This window comes from Pseudomonas sp. B26(2017) (genome assembly GCF_002113045.1).
Taxonomy (GTDB): Bacteria; Pseudomonadota; Gammaproteobacteria; order Pseudomonadales; family Pseudomonadaceae; genus Aquipseudomonas.
Genome location: NZ_NEJJ01000004.1, coordinates 239,981 through 261,514, shown reverse-complemented (window position 1 = coordinate 261,514; position 21,534 = coordinate 239,981). Strand labels below are relative to the sequence as shown.

The window sequence follows — 21,534 nt, the reverse complement described above, 5'->3', positions numbered from 1 at the left end:
CGAAAATCCCCCACGCCTTTAAAGATACGTCCTACCAAATCGCATTCGTCTATCGCGATCCCTGCTGAACACCAAACAAAAACCCCGACCAGTCACCTGATCGGGGTTTTCCTTTACCGCTCGTTTGCGCTTAGTGCGAAACGCGGCTGGTCCCGCCGACAGTCGAAATCCGTACCCGCTCACCGACGCGGAACACTTCATTTTCCTGAACCTGCTGCACGTAGGCGCGCATGCTGCCGTCGTCTTCGCGCACGGTGATTTCGACACCTTGAGTGCGGGTCAGGCCTTCTTCAGTGGCCGAACCGATCAGGCCGCCGGCCACGGCACCGATAACGGCTGCAACGATGCTGCCTTTACCGCCGCCGATAGCGCTGCCGCCGACACCGCCGACCACTGCACCGGCGGCGCCGCCGATCGGGGTCTTGGTGCCTTCGATTTTCACCGGACGCAGGGATTCGATGGTGCCCATGCGAATCGTCTGCACGCGACGCGCTTCGTCACGGGAGTAGGAGTCACCGGTCAGGCTCGACTGGCAGCCGGTCAGCAACATCGCCATCGTGGAAAAGGAAGCAACCAGCAGAACAGACTTACGCATAGCATCAACTCCAAAGGACAGGTATTCATTAAACTCCGCAGCTTGACGCCTGTCACGACGTGGCCCGGATAAAGTTGCTTTCATTCAGGTCCGGTACAGGCACCCGCGAACTCACCCAACAGTAGCGCCAAATTCCATTTCCTGCGCCGTCGACCCAAGGATTTCCATGGATTACTTCATCATTGTCGTCACCACCGCCGCCGGCCTGTATTTCCACTGGTGGCTGTATGTGCGGATCAAACGCTGGATGGATCGCGATCTGGCCTTGTCACTGGCCGGCAAGGATGAAGGCAAACGCGCGTTCATGCTCGAACGGCTGGAGCAGGCTCAGGCACAGAAGATCAAGCGCCGGGACCTGCCGAAGTGGCTTGAGGCCGCTGCGGCAGGTTATCCCGCTCGGTAGACTGCTCAGGGTGCCAGACGTTCAAGAATCCACTCGGCGCCCTGCACACGGTAGTTGAGGCGATCGTGCAAACGGCTCGCGCGGCCCTGCCAGAACTCGATGCGTTCGGGGAGCAAGCGGTAACCGCCCCAGTGTTCCGGGCAGTGAGGCTGAGTGTCGGTGAAGCGCTGTTCGGTCGCCTTGAGCAAGTCTTCCAGTTCACCCCGGCCGTTGATCACCCGGCTCTGCGGTGAAGCCCAGGCGCCCAGTCGGCTGCCCAGCGGTCGCACCTGATAATACGCGTCGGACTCTTCAGGCGAGACCTTCACCACCCGTCCTTCGATGCGCACCTGGCGCTCCAGGGTCGGCCAGAAGAACGTCATGGCCGCGAACGGATTCGCGGCCAGATGCTGGCCCTTGGCACTCTCGTAGTTGGTGAAGAAGGTGAAGCCCTGCTCGTCCAGCCCCTTGAGCAGCAGAATGCGGCAATGCGGACGGCCTTCCGCATCCACCGTGGCCAGGGTCATCGCGTTGGCTTCCACTGGCGCCTGTTCGGTTTTCACCGCTTCGGCAAACCACTGGTGAAACAACGCAAAGGGCTCGGCCGGGGCTTGCGCCTCGGTCAGGCCGTCCCGGGTGTAATCACGACGCATATCTGCCAGAGACTGGGTCACGGCGCATTCCTTTTCGTTAGCGGATCACTTTTTGGTGGTATCGGTCGCAGCGACTTTCTTGTCGGTTGCGGCAGCTTTGGCGGGCGCGGTCTTTTTCGCCGGAGCCTTGGCCGGGGCCTTCTTCGCTGGAGCCTTGGCAGCAGCTTTCTTGGCCGGGGCCTTTTTGGTGGCCGGTACGGCGGCCTTCTTCGCAGCCGGCGCCGGGGTCACCGGTTTGGCGGCAGGCTTGACGTCCTGAGCGGCGACCATGGTCACTGGCTTCGGTGCTGGCATGTTGTACTTGCTCAGCAGCGCAACCATGGTGTTCTGCGGGGTCACCAGCAGTTCGACACGACGGTTGAGGGCACGGCCTTCAACGCTGTCGTTGGCGGCGCGCGGTGCTTCGGAACCCATGCCGCGCAGCATCAGGCGATCACGCTGCAGACCGCTGAGACGGAAGATCGCCGCCACCGCCTGGGCACGTTCCTGGCTCAGCTTGATGTTGGCCGGAGCGGCACCGGTGGTGTCACTGTGACCGAGCACCAGTACGGCGGTTTTCGGGTCGGCTTCAAGGATTTTCGCCACGCGGGTGAACGGGCCGAGGGTTACCGGCAACAGCATCGCCGGGCGATCCGGGTTGAACGAGCCTTCCACCGGCGCGGTTACGACCAGTACGTTTTCACGACGCTCGAGTTGCAGGTTGCTGTCCTTGATCGCGGTGCGCAGGCGCGGCTCGTAATCATCCAGCCAGGCCTGAGTCACTTTCGGATCGGGCATCGGCACGACTTTGGCCGTGTCGTGCTCCTTGCCGCCAAACGGCCACCACCATTTGCCGCCCTTGTCGGCCTCAGCCTTGGCGACTTCGACCGGTTTTGCCTCGGGCTTGGCTTCAGCTTTCACTTCAGCCTTGTCCGCCGAGTCGTCCGAGCCAAACGGCCAGTACCAGGGGTTGCTGCTCTCGGCCTTGGCCACCGGCGCGGCAGCAGCCGGTTTCAACGGTGCAGGTGCCGGAGCCGGCTCCTTGGCGGCGACTTTGTCGGAAGAACCGAACGGCCACCAGCTGCCGCCATCGGCGTCGTTCTTCGGAGTCTGTGCACAACCGGTGATTGCGAAACACAGGGCCAGGGCGAGAGTTTGTTTGGACGACATTGGAAACCCACAAAAAGAATTAGTGAACAATCAGAGGACTTTCGCCCGGATAAACAGACGCTTTGAAACGAAAATCGCCATGAGGTTCCGGCCCTGGAACCTCGGGCGACGCTTTACAGACAAGTGGCAAGTACCCGCGCCAGCTTCTGCGCGCGCGGATCCATCAAGACGTACGGCCCCAGTGTACTTGTCACAAATCCAAAGGCCACATCGTGCTCCGGATCAGCAAAACCGATGGAACCGCCGGCACCCGGATGCCCGAATGCACGCGGGCCGAGGCCGTAAGTGGCATTCGGCACGTCGGGTTGATCGAGCATGCAGCCGAGACCGAAACGGGTGCGGGTCAGCAAGGTCTTGTCCTCGCCGAGGCTGTGTTCACGGGTCAATTCGTCGAGCATTTCGCTTTCCAGCAGGCTGCCGTCGAGCAGACCGGCGTAGAACCCTGCCAGACTGCGGGCATTGCCGTGGCCGTTGGCCGCTGGTTGCTGCATGCGCCGCCATTCCGGCTTGTTGGTGCTGGTGAGCACCGACGGCGGATTGGTGAAGGCCCGGGTGGTCATGGCTGTCGGCTCACGCATGGTCACTTGCAGCAGGCGCTGGGCGGCCGCATCACCGGTGTTGCCCTTGCCCCGGGCGATGTGCGCCACGCGATGGAATTCTTCGTCGGCCAGACCGACATGGAAATCCAGCCCCAGCGGTTTGGCGACCCGCGCCACAATCGATTCCCCCGGCCCGCGACCGTCGGCGCGCCGCAGCAATTCGCCGATCAGCCAGCCGTAAGTGATCGCGGCATAGCCATGACCGGTGCCCGGCGTCCACCACGGTGCTTCGGCCGCGAGGGCGTTGACCATGGTTTGCCAGTCGTACAGCGCTTCAGGTGCCAGCAATTCGCGCAGGGCCGGCAGACCGGCCTGATGGCAAAGCAATTGGCGCAGGGTGACGGATTCCTTGCCGGCGGCAGCGAATTCCGGCCAGTAACGGGCGACTGGCGCATCGAGCTGCAACTTGCCTTCGGCAACCAGTTGCAGCGCGGTGACGGCGGTGAAGGTCTTGGTGCAGGAGAACAGGTTGGCGATGGTGTCGCTGTGCCAGGCCTCGGCGCCGTCCTTGTCGGCGGTACCGGACCAGAGGTCAAGGACGGTTTCCCCGCCAACCCGGATGCACAACGCGGCGCCGCGTTCCTGGGGATCGTCGAACAGTGCGGCGAAGGCTTCGCGCACCGCTTCGAATTGAAGCTCGTAATGTCCCTGAATCTGCACCCGCAACTCCCCCGCGAAAACGCTCTACAAAGTGGCCCGCATTGTTCCAGCCCGTGAGGGTTTTGGGAACTGCTGCGGGCCGGGCGGTCTTCAGGTTTCGTAACGATCAGTGACCGTTGCCGGAATGCCCGCCGCTGTGGCCAGCGCCCTGCCCCGGGCCTTTGCCGGCGTCAGCCTTGCGGCCGCCTTCGGCTTCGTGGCCAGCCTTGTCCGATGCGGCAGCCGCTTTTTGCGCCTCTTTGTTCAACTGATCGACGGTCGCCAGGTTGCTCTTGCGCACGGCTTCGACAAAACCCTGGAACGGCAGATCAGTGACGCCAACCAGACCAAAGTGACCGTTCTCGCCATCGAGCAGGCGGCCGGTCACCGGTTGATCCAGATACTGGAACCAGTGCACGCCGACAATCGACGGCTCGCTCAGCGCCTGCTTGAGGAAGTTGGCGTAGGCCGGACCGCGATCTTCTTCCTTGCTCAACGGGGTCACGCCGCCCCAGAACGGGCCACGGTCGGTGGAGCCGAAATTGAATTCGGTGATCAGCACCGGTTTGTCGAGGCTGCGCAACGCGGCAAAGTCATAGCCGTCCTGCGGTTGCAGGGTGTACATGTTGAAACTCAGCACGTCGCAATACTGGGCGCAGGAGGCCACGGCTTCCGGGGTGCTGGTGGCGAAACGGCCGCCGAGCAGCAACTGGTTCGGCGCGTGCCATTTCAGCGAGTCGGAAATGGTCTTGAAGTAGGTGTCGGCGAAGACCTTCTGGAAGTATTTGAAGTCGGCCTCGATTTCCGGATGCTCAGGATTCGGCAGCGGCGCTTCGAAACCCGGGTCTTCCATCAATTCCCACGCCGGCAGATCAATGCCCCAGGCCTTCGACAGCCCCGCCTGGTTGCGGTACTTGTCGCGCAACTGCTTGAGGAACGCACGTTTGGCCGGCACGTCTGTAGTCATTTTCAAGGTGCCGTAGGCCAGCGCGTAGCGAGATTTCGGATCATCTCCGGGGCCGGCCCAGGCCAGTTCGTTGTCGGCGAAGTAACCGATCAGCCACGGATCATCGCGATGATCGCGGGCGGCAATCGCCACGGCGCGCTCGGTGGCCATGGCGAAACGTGGATCAAACGGGTCAGGCATGCCGCCCCACCAGTCGGTGCCGGTGCTGATGCTGGTGTAGTCGCCGACGATTGACAGCGGCAAGGTGTACGGCATGCGCTCGGCGTCACCAAGGACGGGGGCGCTCCAGTTACCGATGGTGTTGAAGCCCCAGGCTTGCAGGCGATCAAGGGTGTGGCTGGCCCACTTTTGTTCGTCGACCGTGTTTTTGCACGGTGTCGCTACGCTTTGCCCGGTGGTGGCAGCCGACTCGGCAACCCCGGTTTTCGGCTGTTCGGAGGCGGCTACCGGTGCACTGGCGTTGGTTGCCACCTCTTCCGCGGCGCCAGCCTTGGCGGCTTCGGCCACTCCGGCCTTGTTGCCGCTGTCCGGGATGCACGGCTCGCCATACAGGCGCTGAAGGTTGGCGCCGTAGAAGTCGTACCAGCGCCCGAAATTGTAACCACGGCCCTGATCGACACCGTTACCGCCACGGTTGTCACCTTCGCCAAAGTGGCTGGCCAGCGGCTCTTCAGGTTTGGGCAGGGATTCGAACATGTATTCGCGACCGGCCACGTAGGTCTGGTTGACCTCGGGGCTGACAGTGTTTACGCCCAGGGAATAGAACGGATGGCCCTCGGGCGTCACCAGATACCAGCGGCCGTCACGCTTTTCGGTGCGGAAGAAACCGCTGGCCTTGAACGCCGGGCCTTTATTCCAGCCACCGAACTTGTCCAGCGACGACTTTTCGCGCTCGGCCAGCCAGGTTTTCAGTTGTTGCTGTTCTTTGGCGGCGGCGGATTTCAGTTGTTCGTCGTTGGCGACTTTTTCCGGCCACTTACCGCGAGTCGATTGGCCATAGGCATCCACCAGATTGCCGTAGGCGGATTTGATCACCTCACCTTCGTCCTGCACGCCAAAACGCTCAAGCAACAGACTTTGCGCGGCTTTCGGCTGGTCCATCGACAGGCTGACCGATACCACCTGGCTGCGATCCAGCTCACCGCTGCTGCTCGCCAGCAGGATGCGCTGCCCGTCAATCGTCATCGGCATCGCTGGCCCGGCCTTCATGCCCTGGCTCAGTGGCGAGGTCGCGGTCAATGGCACCAGCAAGGTCTGCGCCGGGCCGGCCGGCAGATCAACGCGGCTGACCAGGGTCTTGCCGTCGTTACTCTGGATTTGTACGTAGACGGTCACCGCCCAGTTCATTGCACTCTGGATGCGCAGGCTCATCATGCCGGACTGCGACCAGTCCCAGGCACCGGTCTGTGGGGACAGACGCAAGGTCGGGCGGGCCGTCGGATTGAACGTCACCCGGCGCAGCACTTCACCTTCCGGGGTCTGCTCGGCATTGGCTTGCGGCAGGTCGGCGTTTTCGGTCGCCACTTTCACCACATCGGCGGGGCGGACAAAGTTGAACAGGGTCTGCTGGCCGGCAGGTGCCGCCAGCAAGGGGCCAGCGAAAACCAGGGCAAAAATGGCAGGCAACGAACGACGAATCATGAGAACGGAATTCTCCCTAACGACCCACAAGGGCCAATGGAAAAGCAATGACAGAGAGATAGACAGCGCGGCGGGCAAAACTGCCCACCGATGTCTCAGGATATTTCACGACGGAAAGGAGGCAACGCATTGAGGATCGCCTTGCCGTAGCGCTGGGTGACCAGTCGCCGATCCAGCAAAGTGATGGTGCCGCGGTCTTCTTCGGTGCGCAGCAGACGACCACAGGCCTGAACCAGCTTCAGCGAGGCGTCGGGCACCGAGATCTCCATGAACGGATTGCCGCCCCGGGCTTCGATCCATTCAGACAACGCGGCTTCGACCGGATCGTCCGGCACCGAGAACGGGATCTTGGCGATCACCACGTGCTCGCAGTAGGCCCCTGGCAAGTCCACACCCTCGGCGAAACTGGCAAGACCGAACAGCACGCTGGAATCGCCGCCATCGACCCGCGCCTTGTGCTTGTTCAGGGTTTCCTGCTTCGACAGGTTGCCCTGAATGAACACTTGCTTGCGCCAGTCACGGTCAAGGCCGTCGAACACGTCCTGCATTTGTTTGCGCGACGAGAACAACACCAGACTGCCGCGAGAGCCTTCCACCAGTTCCGGCAGATCGCGGATGATCGCGGCGGTGTGGGCGGCGGCATCGCGCGGGTCGGCCTTGAGGTCCGGCACCCGCAACACTCCGGCGTCGGCATGATGGAACGGGCTCGGCACCACGGCGGTGACGGCTTTTTTCGGCAGGCCGGCGCGCATGCGGAAGCGATCGAACGTGCCGAGCGCGGTCAAGGTCGCGGAAGTCACCAGGCAGCCGTAGGCCACGTTCCACAGACTGCGGCGCAGGGTTTCGGCGGCGAGGATCGGGCTGGCGTTGACCTCGATATCGAACAGCGAACCGCTTTCGGCCAGGGTCAGCCAGCGGGCCATCGGCGGGTTGTCTTCCGGGTCTTCGGCGGTGAATGCGGTCCACAGTTCCCAGTTGCCGGAGGCACGGGACAACAGGCTGCCGAACAGTGGATACCATTCTTCGGCCTGATTGCTGGCGATGCCGATGTTGACCTCGCCGTCCATGCCTTCCTTGAGCAGATCCGTCAGGCGGGTGAACAGATCGTTGAGGCGGGCGAAGCCTTTTTTCAGCTCGATGCCCATCTCGCGCATGTGTTCGGGAATCACCCCGCCGATGAAGCGATGACGCGGGCGTTCGCGGCCCTCGACGTCTTCGCCGGGCTTGAAATCGGCAATCTGTTCGCAGGCGGTGAACATGAACTGCTGCTGGGTCTTGATCTCCCGCGCCAGCTCCGGCACCTGCTCGATCAGCTTGCCGAGGTCACCCGGCAGCGGGTGCTGGGCCAGCAGTTTGGTGAGGTTCTTGGCGGTGGTTTCCAGCCAGTCGGCGGTGGAACGCAGGCGCGTGTAATGGGCGAAGTGGCCGATGGCCTTGTCCGGCAGGTGATGGCCTTCGTCGAACACATAAATGGTGTCGCGCGGATCGGGCAATACCGCCCCGCCACCCAGCGCCAGGTCGGCCAGCACCATGTCGTGGTTGGTGACGATCACGTCGACTTTGCCCATGCCTTCGCGGGCCTTGTAGAAGGCGCACTGGCCGAAGTTCGGGCAATGCCGGTTGGTGCACTGGCTGTGATCGGTGGTCAGGCGCGCCCAATCGGCGTCTTCCAGCGCGTTGGGCCAGCTGTCGCGGTCGCCGTCCCATTTATTGCCGGCGAGCTTCTCGATCATGCTGGTGAACAGCTTCTGACTGGCCTCATCGACCTCGATCTTGAAGCCTTCTTCTTCGAACAACTGGGCGGTGGCGGTCTGGGCATGGCCTTCCTGCAGCAGCATGTCGAGCTTGGACAGGCACATGTAGCGGCCACGGCCCTTGGCCAGGGCGAAGCTGAAGTTCAGCCCGCTGTTGCGCATCAGGTCGGGCAAGTCCTTGTAGACGATCTGCTCTTGCAGGGCGACGGTGGCGGTGGCGATCACCAGGCGTTTGCCGGCCAGTTTCGCCGTCGGGATCGCGGCCAGGCTGTAGGCCACGGTCTTGCCGGTGCCGGTGCCGGCTTCCACCGCGACAATCGCGGGGTCCCCACTGCGCCGGCCTTCGTCATCGGTGTCGATATCCCCGAGGACCTTGGCGACTTCAGCGATCATCAGGCGCTGGCCGTAACGCGGCTTGAGGCTCTTGGCCTCTAGAAAACGCGAGTAGGCGCCCTGGATCGTGGTTTTGAGTTCAGTGCTGATCATTGAGTGTCGGGCGCAAAAAACGCTGGATAAATTTTCAGTGGTTCGAATGGGGGGCTATCATACCCCGCGAATCGATCCCGCGCAGAACGGAGTACCCCAATGACACCTTTTAGCCTCGTTTACCCCATCCATGTACTGGCCGCGCTGGTGTGGGTCGGCGGTATGTTTTTCGCCTGGATGGTGCTGCGTCCTGCGGCGATGAAGGCGCTGGACGGTCCCGGGCGCCTGACGCTCTGGGTGGAAGTGTTTCAAGGTTTTTTTCGTTGGGTGTGGGGGGCGGTGATTTTGCTGCCGGTGACCGGAGTCGGCATGTTGCATCTGCAACACATCGCCTTCGATAACGCGCCGCGTTACGTGCAAGTGATGATGGGGTTGTATGTGGTGATGACTGCGCTGTTCATCCGCATTCAGGCATTGATGCTGCCGGAACTGCGCACGGCGGTGCAGGCGAAGGACTGGCCGGCCGGTGCGGCGGTGCTGGGGCGGATTCGCAAGGTGGTGGGGTTCAATCTGCTGGTCGGGATGGTGCTGGTGGCGGTGGCCGCAGCGCGACCGTCGTTCTGAAGTGATGCTGGTCGTTCCCACGTCGAGGCGTCGACCGTCTGCGTGGGAATGCAGCCCGTGACGCTCCGCGTCACTGGACGCGGAGCGTCCCTTGAGGCATTCCCACGCAGAGCGTGGGAACGATCAATCGGTCAGAGGCGCTGTACGGTGACAGACCCCGCCGCCCCCGCAGGCCCCGGCTGTCCGTCGGCCCCCGGTTTGCCGCTCTTGCCACCATCGGCACGATAGACCAGACAGCCCTTGGACTTGCCACCCGCACCCGGCTTGCCCCCAGGACCGGCCGGACCACCGGCACCGCCGGCGACTTCGACCTTGATCAGCTCGGCCGGAAATTCCCGCGGCACTTCAAGACGCACCAGTGCGCCCGGCGCCCCTGGCTGACCGTCGCTACCGTTGCTGCCATCAAAACCGCGCCCTGCCTGACCCCAGGTGCAACCCGGCTCCTGACCGTTGGCGCCATCGAGCCCGACAAAACCCGGCGCACCGGTACCGCCACGGGCATCGACCACCAGTTTCGGCGCATTCAACGCTTTGAATTGCAGATTCAGATTGCGCCCGGCGCGGGCGGCTTTTTCGTACGTCCCCGGCGCGCCACGCGCGGTGATCTGGCTGCCTTCGGCGAGTTCGGCGCGGATGACTTTCATATCCAGCGCCTGTTCGCTCGGCACGATGGCAATGCGCGCTTCGTGGCCCAGCTGCAATTCGCCGACATTCAGTTCGGTCACGTTCGAAGGAATCAGCAAGGTGCCGTAATCGGCGACCACCAGTTTTTCCAGCTGCAAGGTGCTGGCGGTGTTCGGCAGACGCATGAGGGAGTTGGTTTCGACGCTGACCACCTGGGCGCAGGCCAGGGGACTGATGAATGCAGCGAGCAGGCAGAGTTTACGCATGGGAAGCCTCCGGAGCGGCCGGGGCCGGGATGGTTTGCAGGTGGAATACGCCGAACAACAGGATGCGGCCACGATCACGCCAGGGGTGCGGACGACCCTTGAGGCTGCGATTGCACAGCAGCACTTCGAGTAGGTGGATCGCCAGCAGCAGACCGGCGGCCAGATTGACCATCAGGTGCAGCGGATGAACAAACGGCACCAGCTGATTGGCCAGCACCACGCAGCAGAACAGCAGGGTCAACAATCGCCCCAGCCCACAGAACACCTTCATACGCTCCCCCGTGTTGCGAATTATTCTTTGGGCGCACAGTAACGGCTTCTGCAGGGGATAAGCCAGAGGGGAAAATGAAAAAAACCGGTCCGTCGCCGGATGGCTGCCGGTTCGACGAGATTCATCGACCGACAGCTCTAGCCTGCAGACTACAGACGTTATCTAACGATTGATGTGCAGTTCCACCCGACGGTTCTGCGCACGCCCCTCATCAGTATTGTTATCGGCGACCGGTTCGCTCTCGCCGCGCCCTTCACTGGTGAGTTTGTTCGGCGCCAGGCCCTGGCTCAGCAAATATTCCGCCACGCTGCTGGCTCGACGTTCCGAAAGCGCCTGGTTATAGGCATCCGAACCCTTGCTGTCGGTGTGGCCGATGACCTTGATGCTCACCACATCGGCATTGCGCAGTTTGTCCATCAACGTGTCCAGCTGGCTTTTGGCAGCGGGTTTCAAATCGGACTTGTCGAAATCGAACAACACGTTGCCGGCGTCGTTGAGGGTGATGACTTCGGTTTGCGGGGCCGGTTCGGCCGGTTTCTCGGTGACCGGGTATTGCGGCAACGGACAGCCACGATGATCGACCGGAGTGTTGGCCGGGGTGTCGGGGCAACGGTCGCGGCGATCGAATACGCCGTCGTCGTCTTCATCGCCATCCTGGGCGTAACAGATCAATCCGCCAGTGAGGATCCCCAGCGCAGCGCCACCGCCGGCCCAGCCGCTATTTTCGAGCGCGCCGAGACCGCCGCCGACCAGTCCGCCAATAAGGCTGCAGATCGGCCAGGTACGTTGATTGAGGGGAGCGGTGCCATCGCTGTGGGTGGCGCAACCGGTCAACAGGCTGCCCAGCAGCAGAACCGGCAAGACGGACCTTGTAAGAACACTCATCGTTAAAGCTCCTGTGTCACCGGCCCATACCGGTTACACAGGAGTAAAGACCCGCATCCGCGACTGCACAAGCCGCGGATGCGAGGGGGGCTAGCGGTTGATTTTGATTTCGGTACGACGGTTCAGCGCGCGACCGTCGGCAGTTTTGTTGTCTGCCACCGGCTGGCTTTCACCGGCACCGGTCACCGACACGAAGCTGCTTTGCGGTACGCCGCTTTCGACCAGGTACTTGACCACCGAGTGCGCACGGCGGTCCGACAGTTTCTGGTTGTAGGCATCGCTGCCGACGCTGTCGGTGTGGCCGGTCACGGTCAGTTGCGCCGTGCTGGATTCCTGTTTCAGGCGCGAAGCGACTTTATCCAGGACCAGTTTGTCGGCCGGAGTCAGCGTGGCCTTGTCGAACTGGAAGTGAACATCGCGGATGACAATGGTTTCTTCCTTGACCACCACAGCTTCTTCGACCACTGGCGCAGGGGCTGGTGGAGGGCAGCCGTCAGCATCGACCTGTACGCCTTTAGGCGTGCCCGGGCACTTGTCGCGACTGTCCGGCACACCATCGCCGTCTTCATCGCCATCACCGTGAACCCAGCAATAGGCTGCTGCCGTACCGCCGACGAGTAACGCGCCATACCCCGCCCATGCGGAGCTTTCGGTCGCACCGAGGCCCGCACCGACGACACCGCCGACTGCCGCACAGGTCGGCCAGTCGGTTTTCTGCAAACCTGCACAACCAGTCAACACACTGGTTAGCAGAACCAAGGGTAATGCTGTCCGAACTATGCTCATCTAGTTTTCTCCTGAGGGATCGGCTTAGAACCGATTCAGGGAGTAAAGACCGGAGTTTTAATCTCCGCCAGCAATAGGCCATTGCCGTTTGTGCGCCTGTTCACGGGACTTCGGCGAATTTGCCGCAAACCCGCAGGACAGAGATCTAGGCCTTGGCGTCCGGGCAGGCTAGTCTTGGCGCTCTGATTGAGGAGCTTCGATGAACGTTGCCATTTCTTCCCGCACCCCGCAGCAGGCGTTGGCCGCCCTGCTCGACCGCTACGCACCGGCACGCCTGCTGCTGATCGGCGCCAGCGAATTCCCGGCGCTGGCTGCCTTTAAGCAGGCGCACCCGCAGACCTGCGTCGCGCACGCCGCGCCCGGTGCGTTGCCGGCGGAACTGGCGGCGCGCCGTTTCGACCTGGCGCTGGTGGTCGATTGCCTGGAACATTTGCCCAAGCGCGACGGCCTCAATCTTTTGGGCGGGATCCGCAACCTCAACGCCAGCCGTATCGCGGTGCTGGCGGATCTGCCGGCCAGCGGCTGGCAGGAAACCGATTTTTATTCCCTGGCCCTGCAGGCCAGCGAACGCTTCGCCCGGGACGAACAGGTGCTGACCCTCTTCACCTACGATCTGCTTGACTACAAACAAGTCCCCGACTGGCTCAATTCGCGGTTCTGGGCCAATCCGGAAAACTTCGGGAAATACTGGTGGTAATGCAATGAGTACAGCCATTTGCCCTTGCGGCAGCGGCAACCTGCTGGATGCCTGCTGCGGTCCTTATCACGCCGGCCACCCGGCCCCGTGCGCCGAAGCCCTGATGCGTTCGCGCTACAGCGCCTACGTGCTGGGTCTGGTCGATTATCTGGTGGCCACCACCCTGCCCGCCCAGCAAGCGGGGCTGGATCGCCAGTCGATCAGCAACTGGAGCGCCCAGAGCACCTGGCTCGGTCTGGACGTGGAAAGCTCGGAAGTGTTCGGCGGCCAGCCGGAACACGCGTTCGTCACGTTCACTGCGCGCTGGCATGACGGTCAGGGCGAGCACAGCCACCGCGAACGCTCGTCGTTCGTGCAGAACAGCGGGCGCTGGTATTTCATCGACCCGACCGTGCAACTGAAGCTGGGCCGCAACGACGCCTGCCCGTGCGCCAGCGGCCAGAAGTTCAAGAAATGCTGTGCGGGGTATTTCGGCAGCTGAGGCTAGACTGGGCCGCAAAGGGAGTTAAACCATGCTCGGTCATTGGCGCACATTTCAGGTCCTTTCACTGCTCGTGTTTCTGGGGCTCGGCGGCTGCGCGTCCTGGTTCAGCGACGACTCCCGCGACCCCGCCGTGCACCTGGTGAAAGTCGAAGTAGTACGCGCCAGGTTGCTGGAACAGAAATTCATCCTGCACTTTCGCATCGACAACCCCAACGACAGCGACCTGACCGTGCGCGGCCTGGAATACCGCATACACCTGGCCGACATGCTGCTGGCCGAAGGCGAGCACGAACACTGGATCACGGTGAACCCCAAAAGCAGCGCGTTCTACAACGTGCCGATCCGTACCAACCTGTGGCCGAAGGTCAAAGAGGTGGTGAAAATGCTGAAAAACCCGAACCAGCAGATTCCCTATCGGCTGGAAGGCGAGATGGAAACCGGTTTATTCATCGCTCACTACGTGCACCTGGCGCGCAATGGCGTGATAATCCCCGCCGATTTGATTACGGAGTGACCCCGATGACCCAGCAACCTCATGTCCATGGCCCTGACTGCAACCACGATCATGACCATCACCACCATGACCATGGCCATGTCCACGGCCCGAACTGCGGCCACGCCCACCAGGAACCGGTGCGCAATGCCCTGAAAGACGTTGGCCGCAACGACCCTTGCCCATGCGGCAACGGCAAGAAGTTCAAGAAGTGCCACGGCGCTTGATGTTTCGGGCGAAGACCGACTTCGCCTGACACACCGCTTTCGCGAGCAAGCTCGCTCCCACAGGGATCGCGTTCCGTCAGGAGCAACTCGGTCGAATGTGGGAGCTGCGGTGCGACGATTCGACTTGCCGGCGATGGCGGCGGCACATTCAGCAAAGCCCTATCGGGCCGCAAGAATCTCCGCACTGCCAACCACCGTCGCATACTCCCCGTGCAGATTCCCCAATGACATGGCATGCACCTCTTGCGCCGAACGCAGCGTGCCGAAATAGTCAGCCTTGTCGAAGGTAAAGCACGCATCCTCCGCCACCCACGCCTCAAACCCCAGGTTGCCCGCCGTGCGTGCCGTGGACTCCACCGAGTTGTTCGTCGCCACGCCGACAATGATCAACTGCCCGATCCCCGCCTCACGCAGCTTCGCCTCGAGCCCCGTCGCACAAAACGCATCCGGTACCTGTTTCCGGATCAGCCATTCGCCGTCCTGCGGCAAGAACCGGTCCTGAAATTCCACCCCTGACTGCTCTGGCCAGAACACTGATTCCGGCGAGCGCGACAGGTGCTGCACATGAATCACCGGCCGCCCGCTGCGCCGCCAGAAGCCCAGCAAATCGAGGATCCGCTCTTCGGCCGACGGATTGTTCCGCCGCCCCAGACGCGGTTCCAGAATGCCTTTTTGCTGGTCGATGATGATAAGTGCAGCGTTGGCCTTCAGCTCCATGGCGATTTTTCTCACGCAGGGTCATTGAATTTCCCGTACTTGAGCATCACCTCCTGTGAGTAAGCAAGCTATCGAACGCACACAGGACAACCTGAAGCCGGCGTTTGCTGTCCGCACGTAAGTCATTTTGCTGATTTGGAGTTTTCCATGATCGACCTGTATTACTGGACCACGCCCAACGGCCACAAGATTTCCCTGTTCCTCGAAGAGGCCGGCCTGCGCTACGACGTGCACCCGATCAACATCAGCCAGGGCGAGCAGTTCCAGCCGCAGTTTCTGAAAATCTCGCCGAACAACCGCATCCCGGCCATCGTCGATCATGAGCCGGCCGATGGCGGCGAACCGTTGTCGCTGTTCGAGTCCGGGGCGATCCTGCTGTACCTCGCGGAAAAGACCGGCAAGTTCCTGCCCAAGGATCTGCGTGGCCGCCAGGTGGCGCTGCAATGGCTGTTCTGGCAAATGGGCGGCTTGGGGCCGATGGCCGGGCAGAACCATCATTTCAGCCAGTTCGCCCCGGAAAAAATCCCCTACGCGATCAAGCGCTACATCGACGAAACCACGCGCCTGTACGGGGTTCTGGACAAGCAACTGGCGAACAATGAGTTCGTCGCCGGCAGCGAATACAGCATCGCCGACATGGCGATCTACCCGTGGATCGTTTCGCACAAGTGGCAGAGCCAGAACCTGGAAGACTTCCCGAACGTGCAGCGCTGGTTCAACCACATCAAGGATCGCCCGGCGACCGTGAAGGCGTATGCGCTGGTGCAGAAGATCAATCCGCCAAAGTCCTGACCTGTCTTGATCGTTCCCATGCAGAGGCGTCGAATCGTCCGCGTGGAAATGGGCCGCAGAGCGGCCCGGACTGCATTCCCGCGCAGACGGTTCGGCGCCTCGACGTGGGAACGATCTGCATGAGCGGGAAGAAATAACCGCTCGCCCCGCTTGCGCGGCCCCCACCTGCTCACTAACGTAGCGGCTTTATTGCGCCCCCAGCCTCTACACCCCCGCAGGAGCTTTGCCATGGCCTCGCCAGCCCTTTCACATTTTCTTCCCCGGTTCGGCGTTGCCGCAGCAGTGGCCGGTGTTCTGAGCCTGACCGGTTGTCAGACCTGGAACGCCCAGGACACCCTCCCGCCGACCTCCGGTGTGCAGCCGCTCAAGGGCCTGGCGCAGAACGTTTCGGTACGCCGCAATGCCATGGGCATGCCGCTGATCGAAAGCAACAGCTTCCACGACGCACTCTTCGCCCTCGGCTACGTGCATGCCAGCGACCGGATCAATCAGATGGTCACCCTGCGCCTGCTGGCCCAGGGCCGTCTGGCGGAAATGTCCGGTTCGTCGATGCTCGACGCCGACCGTTATATGCGCGCCGTCAACCTGAAGAAAAGCGCCGGCGAGCTGTACAAGGCCTCGTCGCCACGGCTCAAGCGCTTCTTCGAAGTCTATGCCCGGGGCGTCAACGCCTACCTGTTCCGCTACGCCGACAAACTGCCGGGGGATCTGGCATCCAGCGGCTACAAGCCCGAGTACTGGAAACCGGAAGATTCGGCGCTGATCTTCTGCCTGCTGAATTTCAGCCAGTCGGCCAACCTACCGGAAGAAATCGCTTCGCTGGTGCTGGCGCAGACCGTGACCAACGACAAACTGGCGTGGCTGACGCCGTCCGCCCCTGACGAAAACCTGCCGCTGGCCGAGGCCGACAAGCTGCAAGGCATCAAGCTCAACGGGCAGATTCCGGGGCTGACGGAACTGAGCAACGCCAGCGAACAACTGGCCGCCATCAACCTGCTTGGCACTCAGTCGTCGAACAACTGGGCCATCGCTCCGCAACGCAGTCGCAGCGGCAAGAGCCTGCTGGCCAGCGACAGCCATGGCCCGCTGGCCGCGCCGTCGCTGTGGAGTTTCGTGCAGATCCGCGCACCGAAATACCAGGCCGCCGGCGTGACCGTGGCGGGTCTGCCCATGGTGCTCGGCGGCTTCAACGGCAAGGTGGCGTGGAGCCTGACCAGCGTGCTCGGCGATAACCAGGACCTGTTCCTGGAAAAAATCCGTCGTCAGGGCAGCACGCTGTCCTACGAGGTCAACGGCAAGTGGCAACCGGTCGCCGTGCGCAACGAAACCTATTTCGTCAAAGGCCAGCGGCCAATTCGCGAAGCGGTGTACGAAACCCGCCATGGCGCGCTGCTCAACAGTGTTCAAGCCGCCGCTCAGGGCGCAGGTTTCGGCCTGGCCCTGCAGACGCCGAGCTTCACCGACGACAAATCCCTCGATGCGTTTTTCGATCTGAGCCGCGCCCAGAACGTTGAACGCGCCTCGGACGCCAGCCGGGAAATCCGCGCCATCGCGTTGAATCTGGTGTTTGCCGACGCCAGCAACATTGGCTGGCAAGTCACCGGGCGTTTCCCGAACCGCCGTGAGGGCGAAGGCCTGCTGCCGTCGCCGGGCTGGGAAGGTCGCTTCGACTGGGACGGCTACGCCGACCCGATGCTGCACCCCTACGATCAGGATCCGGCCCAGGGCTGGCTCGGCACCGCCAACCAGCGGGTCATTCCCCATGGCTACGGCATGCAACTGTCCAATTCCTGGGCGGCGCCGGAACGTGGCGAGCGCCTGGCTGAACTGGCCGGCAGCGGCAAACACGATGGTCGCAGCGTGATCGCCATGCAGTACGACCAGACCACCACCTTCGCTGCGAAGCTGAAGAAAATGTTCGAAGCACCGGGCATGGCGCAGCCGCTGAAACAGGCGATCGACGCGCTGCCGGACGCCGAGCGCAGCAAGGCCCGCGAGGCTTACACCCGTCTGATGGCGTTCGACGGCAAGCTCAGCCCGACTTCCGCCGATGCGGCGATTTACGAGCTGTTCCTGCAGGAAAGCATGAAGCAGATTTTCCTCGACGAACTCGGCCCGCAAAACAGTCCGGCGTGGAAAGCGTTTATCGCCAACGGCGATCTGTCCTACGCCGCACAGGCCGATCACTTGCTGGGCCGCGAAGACAGTCCGTTCTGGGACGACGCCCGTACGCCACAAAAAGAAGACAAACCGGCGATTCTCGCCCGCAGTCTGGCGGCTGCGATCAGCGCTGGCGACAGTCAGTTGGGTGGCGACCGCCGGTCCTGGCAGTGGGGCAAACTGCACCGCTACGAGTGGAAGAATGCCAACGGCCAGACTGTTCGCGGCCCGATCGCGGCGGGCGGCGACCACACCACGCTCAACATGGCGGCGTTTGCCTGGGGCCAGGACTTCAACACCACCCGTGCGCCGTCGATGCGTTTCATCGTCGACTTCGGTCAGAGCGAGCCGCTGATCGGGCAGAACGGGACGGGGCAATCGGGTAATCCGGTGAGCCCGAACTACCTGAACGGCATCGATCCGTGGCTCAAGGGCCAGTACATCGGCCTGCCGATGCAGCCGCAGAACTTTGACCGGGTGTATGGCAAGACGCGGTTGACGCTTACCCCCGGCAAGTAATCCCCCCCGGTTGATCATTCCCACGCTCCGCGTGGGAATGCCTCAAGGGACACGGAGCGTCACGGGCTGCATTCCCGCGCAGAGCGTGGGACCGATCATGTGACAGTTAAAAAACTCGATAGAACTTCTGACTTCGCGCCTGCCTCATAGCTAACAAGTCCTCCATTCCGGTAACACCATGGACCTTGTTATCGCTCGCCCCGAAGGCCTCTACTGTCCCGCCGGGGATTTCTACATTGACCCGTGGCGGCCCGTCGAGCGCTCGGTGATCACCCATGCCCACGGTGATCATGCCCGTGGCGGCAACCAGCATTACCTGGCCGCCAGCCCTGGCGAAGGGATTTTGCGCGCGCGCCTGGGCCAGGACATCAACCTGCAAACCCTCGACTACGGCCAGCGCCTGACCCACCACGGCGTCACCCTGAGTTTTCATCCCGCCGGCCATGTGCTCGGCTCGGCCCAGGTGCGGCTGGAATACGGCGGCGAAGTCTGGGTCGCGTCCGGCGACTACAAGATCGAACCCGACGGCACCTGCGCGCCGTTCGAACCGGTGCGTTGCCACACCTTCATCACCGAATCGACCTTCGGCCTGCCGATCTATCGCTGGCAGCCGCAGGCGCAGGTGTTCGCCGAGATCAACCAGTGGTGGCAGGCCAACATCGAGGCGGGCAAGGCCAGCGTGCTGTTCTGTTATTCGTTCGGCAAGGCCCAGCGGATTCTCCACGGCATCGACGAAACCCTAGGGCCGATCCTCAGCCACGGTGCGGTCGAGCCGCTGAACCGGGTCTACCGCGAGGCCGGCGTCTACCTGCCGCCGACGATCTACGCCGGCGACGTGAAAAAGAACGACCCGATCATGCGCCAGGCGCTGGTCATCGCCCCGCCGTCGGCCGGCGGCAGCAGCTGGATGCGCCGGTTCGGCGATTACAGCGACAGCTTCGCCAGCGGTTGGATGCGCCTGCGCGGCACCCGCCGGCGGCGCGGGGTCGATCGCGGGTTCGTGCTTTCGGATCACGCCGACTGGCCCGGCCTGTTGTGGGCCATCGAGCAGACCGGCGCCGAACGGGTCATGGTCACCCACGGCTCGATTGGCGTACTGGTGCGCCATCTGCGCGAAAAAGGGCTCGACGCTCAAGGCTTCAATACTGAATACGGTGACGACGAAGAAGAGCATTCCACCGCCACGCCCGCCGTCGCCGAGGTGCAGCCATGAAAGACTTCGCCGGGTTGTACGCCGAACTCGACGCCACCACCTCCAGCAACGCCAAACTGGCGGCCATGCAGACCTACTTCGCTCAGGCGCAACCGCAGGATGCCGCGTGGGCGGTGTACTTTTTGTCCGGCGGGCGGCCTCGGCAACTGGTGCCAGTGCGGATCCTGCGGGATCTGGCGGTCGAAGTGTCCGGGCTGGAGCCGTGGCTGTTCGAGGAGAGCTATCAAGCAGTCGGCGATCTGGCGGAAACCATCTCGCTGGTGTTGCCGGAACACCCGCACACCTCCGAGGCCGGCCTCGCCGAATGGATCGAAGCCAAACTGCTGCCCTTGCGCGGTGAAACCCCGGAATACCTCGCCCACCAGTTACCCGCACTGTGGGCGCAACTGGATCGACCGAGCCTGATGCTGTGCATCAAACTGATCACCGGCAGCTTCCGGGTTGGCGTGTCCAAATTGCTGGTGACCCGAGCCCTGGCCTCCATGGCCGGGCTCGACAGCAAACGCGTGGCGCAACGGCTGGTGGGTTACACCGACTTGTCCAACCGGCCGAACGCTGACAGCTACCTGAAACTGATCGCGCCCGAATCCAGCGATGAACACGCCCAGCGCGGAGGCCAGCCCTACCCGTTCTTCCTCGCCCACGCGCTGGCGCAACCGGTGGAAACCTTCGACACCCTGCTCGGGCCTGCAAGCAACTGGCAGGTGGAGTGGAAGTGGGATGGTATCCGGGCGCAGGTGGTCAAGCGCGACGGCAAATTGTGGGTCTGGTCCCGGGGCGAAGAGCTGGTCACCGAACGTTTTCCCGAACTCGACACACTGGTGCAAGGGTTGCCTGACGGCACAGTGATCGATGGTGAGATCGTGGTGTGGAAGAACAACCGCCCGGTCACCGAAGACGCGTTCGATCCCCAGACGACGCAAGCCCCGGCGGTGCAACCCTTCGCGCTGTTGCAACAGCGGATCGGCCGCAAGTCGCTGGACCGCAAAATCCTCGAAGACGCGCCGGTGGTGGTACTCGCCTATGACCTGCTCGAATGGCAGGGCGAAGACTGGCGCAACCAGCCCCAGGCCAGACGTCGTGAGCAACTGGAGCAGGTCATCGCCAAATGCAACAACCCGGTGCTGCTGCCTTCGCCGCTCCTGACGGGTGATGACTGGCTCGATCTCGCCCGCCAGCGTGAGGCCTCCAGGCGACTTGGGGTCGAAGGCATGATGCTCAAGGCCCGGGATGCGATGTACGGCGTCGGCCGCACCAAGGACATGGGCGTGTGGTGGAAATGGAAGGTCGATCCGTTCAGCGTCGACGCGGTGCTGATCTACGCCCAGCGCGGGCATGGGCGCCGCGCCAGCCTCTACAGCGATTACACCTTTGCGGTGTGGGACGGCCCGCCCGGTTCCAGTGCGCGGGCGCTGGTGCCCTTCGCCAAGGCCTATTCCGGGCTGACCGATGCGGAAATGCGCGAAGTCGACAGCATCGTGCGCAAGACCACCGTGGAAAAATTCGGCCCGGTCAGCAGCGTGACCCCAAGCCTGGTGTTCGAACTGGGCTTCGAAGGCATCGCCCTCTCCCGCCGGCACAAAAGCGGCATCGCCGTGCGCTTCCCGCGCATGCTGCGCTGGCGCCAGGACAAGACCGTGGATGAGGCCGACAGCCTGGCGACCTTGCAAGAGCTGTTGGTCTGACTCCTTCCCCCGATACTCCCCCTCACCCCGATCGTTCCCACGCTCCGCGTGGGAATGCCTCAATGGACGCTCTGCGTCCGCTTTGGGACGCGGAGCGTCCCGGGCTGCATTCCCACGCAGAGCGTGGGAACGATCCCCTGAACCATCCTGGTGCAGCTTTTGCGGCGCGCCCGTTTTCGTGCACCGACCGGCCCCGGCATGCACTTCCTGCACCTTTTAAAACACTTGTTCGGGACTCTGGTTCGGAAATTGCTACTTTCTATAAGTCGTAAGCGCTCCAGTAACA

General features: G+C 62.7%; 21 protein-coding genes. 10 read left to right on the top strand and 11 right to left on the bottom strand.

Going from position 1 to position 21,534, the window contains the following annotated elements; translation table 11 throughout:
• Positions 1-130: 130 nt before the first annotated feature.
• Positions 131-595 (bottom strand): glycine zipper 2TM domain-containing protein, encoded by a 465-nt coding sequence (locus tag CAF79_RS08370; RefSeq protein ID WP_007969461.1) that lies wholly within the window; start codon positions 593-595, stop codon positions 131-133.
• Between the two features lie 166 nt (positions 596-761).
• On the opposite strand from CAF79_RS08370, the gene CAF79_RS08365 reads away from it, so the two are divergent.
• Positions 762-998 (top strand): hypothetical protein, encoded by a 237-nt coding sequence (locus CAF79_RS08365; protein ID WP_039771369.1) that lies wholly within the window; start codon positions 762-764, stop codon positions 996-998.
• Positions 999-1,003: 5 nt separating this feature from the next.
• Here the strand turns inward: CAF79_RS08365 and pdxH are convergent, their stop codons facing one another.
• The 5 genes from pdxH to dinG all read right to left on the bottom strand — a co-directional run bounded on the left by pdxH (position 1,004) and on the right by dinG (position 8,865).
• Positions 1,004-1,651 (bottom strand): pyridoxamine 5'-phosphate oxidase, encoded by a 648-nt coding sequence (gene pdxH, locus CAF79_RS08360; RefSeq protein ID WP_085697425.1) that lies wholly within the window; start codon positions 1,649-1,651, stop codon positions 1,004-1,006.
• Positions 1,652-1,675: 24 nt separating this feature from the next.
• On the bottom strand, positions 1,676-2,779 hold the full coding sequence (locus tag CAF79_RS08355) for an OmpA family protein (protein WP_085697424.1): 1,104 nt from the start codon (positions 2,777-2,779) through the stop codon (positions 1,676-1,678).
• Between the two features lie 113 nt (positions 2,780-2,892).
• Entirely contained in the window at positions 2,893-4,038 is a 1,146-nt protein-coding gene (locus CAF79_RS08350; RefSeq protein ID WP_085697423.1) for a serine hydrolase domain-containing protein, read from the bottom strand.
• Between the two features lie 106 nt (positions 4,039-4,144).
• Positions 4,145-6,625 carry a beta-galactosidase gene (locus CAF79_RS08345; protein WP_085697422.1) on the bottom strand — a complete coding sequence of 827 codons (2,481 nt, stop codon included), beginning with the start codon at positions 6,623-6,625 and terminating at the stop codon, positions 4,145-4,147.
• Between the two features lie 95 nt (positions 6,626-6,720).
• Positions 6,721-8,865, bottom strand: a complete 2,145-nt coding sequence (gene dinG / locus CAF79_RS08340) for an ATP-dependent DNA helicase DinG (RefSeq protein ID WP_007952008.1) — start codon at positions 8,863-8,865, stop codon at positions 6,721-6,723.
• A gap of 99 nt (positions 8,866-8,964) precedes the next feature.
• Between dinG and CAF79_RS08335 the strand changes: the two genes are divergently transcribed.
• Positions 8,965-9,429 (top strand): CopD family protein, encoded by a 465-nt coding sequence (locus tag CAF79_RS08335; RefSeq protein WP_085697421.1) that lies wholly within the window; start codon positions 8,965-8,967, stop codon positions 9,427-9,429.
• Between the two features lie 131 nt (positions 9,430-9,560).
• Here CAF79_RS08335 and CAF79_RS08330 read toward each other — a convergent pair whose 3' ends face one another.
• The 4 genes from CAF79_RS08330 to CAF79_RS08315 all read right to left on the bottom strand — a co-directional run bounded on the left by CAF79_RS08330 (position 9,561) and on the right by CAF79_RS08315 (position 12,261).
• On the bottom strand, positions 9,561-10,319 hold the full coding sequence (locus CAF79_RS08330; RefSeq protein WP_085697420.1) for a collagen-like protein: 759 nt from the start codon (positions 10,317-10,319) through the stop codon (positions 9,561-9,563).
• Entirely contained in the window at positions 10,312-10,590 is a 279-nt protein-coding gene (locus tag CAF79_RS08325) for a DUF1145 domain-containing protein (protein WP_085697419.1), read from the bottom strand. The genes CAF79_RS08330 and CAF79_RS08325 overlap by 8 nt, the downstream gene beginning before the upstream one ends.
• 162 nt (positions 10,591-10,752) lie before the next feature.
• A complete protein-coding gene (locus CAF79_RS08320; RefSeq protein WP_085697418.1) occupies positions 10,753-11,475 on the bottom strand; it encodes an OmpA family protein in 723 nt (240 codons plus the stop codon).
• A gap of 90 nt (positions 11,476-11,565) precedes the next feature.
• Positions 11,566-12,261 carry an OmpA family protein gene (locus CAF79_RS08315; RefSeq protein WP_011332779.1) on the bottom strand — a complete coding sequence of 232 codons (696 nt, stop codon included), beginning with the start codon at positions 12,259-12,261 and terminating at the stop codon, positions 11,566-11,568.
• A gap of 199 nt (positions 12,262-12,460) precedes the next feature.
• Between CAF79_RS08315 and CAF79_RS08310 the strand changes: the two genes are divergently transcribed.
• The 4 genes from CAF79_RS08310 to CAF79_RS08295 are packed head-to-tail and all read left to right on the top strand — an operon-like array spanning position 12,461 to position 14,162.
• Positions 12,461-12,958, top strand: coding sequence for a DUF6231 family protein (locus CAF79_RS08310; protein ID WP_085697417.1), 498 nt, complete (start codon positions 12,461-12,463; stop codon positions 12,956-12,958).
• Between the two features lie 4 nt (positions 12,959-12,962).
• Complete coding sequence (locus CAF79_RS08305; RefSeq protein WP_085697416.1) at positions 12,963-13,439, top strand: YchJ family protein; 477 nt, start codon at positions 12,963-12,965, stop codon at positions 13,437-13,439.
• A 31-nt stretch (positions 13,440-13,470) separates the two neighbouring features.
• Entirely contained in the window at positions 13,471-13,956 is a 486-nt protein-coding gene (locus CAF79_RS08300; RefSeq protein ID WP_085697415.1) for an LEA type 2 family protein, read from the top strand.
• Between the two features lie 5 nt (positions 13,957-13,961).
• On the top strand, positions 13,962-14,162 hold the full coding sequence (locus tag CAF79_RS08295; RefSeq protein WP_085581598.1) for an SEC-C metal-binding domain-containing protein: 201 nt from the start codon (positions 13,962-13,964) through the stop codon (positions 14,160-14,162).
• Between the two features lie 159 nt (positions 14,163-14,321).
• On the opposite strand, the gene CAF79_RS08290 is transcribed toward CAF79_RS08295, so the two are convergent.
• On the bottom strand, positions 14,322-14,879 hold the full coding sequence (locus CAF79_RS08290; protein ID WP_085697414.1) for a cysteine hydrolase family protein: 558 nt from the start codon (positions 14,877-14,879) through the stop codon (positions 14,322-14,324).
• A gap of 147 nt (positions 14,880-15,026) precedes the next feature.
• Between CAF79_RS08290 and CAF79_RS08285 the strand changes: the two genes are divergently transcribed.
• The 4 genes from CAF79_RS08285 (at position 15,027) to CAF79_RS08270 (ending at position 21,248) form a co-directional block, all read left to right on the top strand.
• Positions 15,027-15,671 (top strand): glutathione binding-like protein, encoded by a 645-nt coding sequence (locus CAF79_RS08285; protein WP_085697413.1) that lies wholly within the window; start codon positions 15,027-15,029, stop codon positions 15,669-15,671.
• A gap of 228 nt (positions 15,672-15,899) precedes the next feature.
• The gene (locus CAF79_RS08280; protein ID WP_085697412.1) at positions 15,900-18,350 is read left to right on the top strand and encodes a penicillin acylase family protein; all 2,451 of its coding nucleotides are present in this window, start codon (positions 15,900-15,902) and stop codon (positions 18,348-18,350) included.
• A gap of 178 nt (positions 18,351-18,528) precedes the next feature.
• Positions 18,529-19,563, top strand: coding sequence for a ligase-associated DNA damage response exonuclease (locus CAF79_RS08275; protein ID WP_085697411.1), 1,035 nt, complete (start codon positions 18,529-18,531; stop codon positions 19,561-19,563).
• On the top strand, positions 19,560-21,248 hold the full coding sequence (locus CAF79_RS08270) for an ATP-dependent DNA ligase (RefSeq protein WP_085697410.1): 1,689 nt from the start codon (positions 19,560-19,562) through the stop codon (positions 21,246-21,248). The genes CAF79_RS08275 and CAF79_RS08270 overlap by 4 nt, the downstream gene beginning before the upstream one ends.
• Positions 21,249-21,534 lie beyond the last annotated feature (286 nt).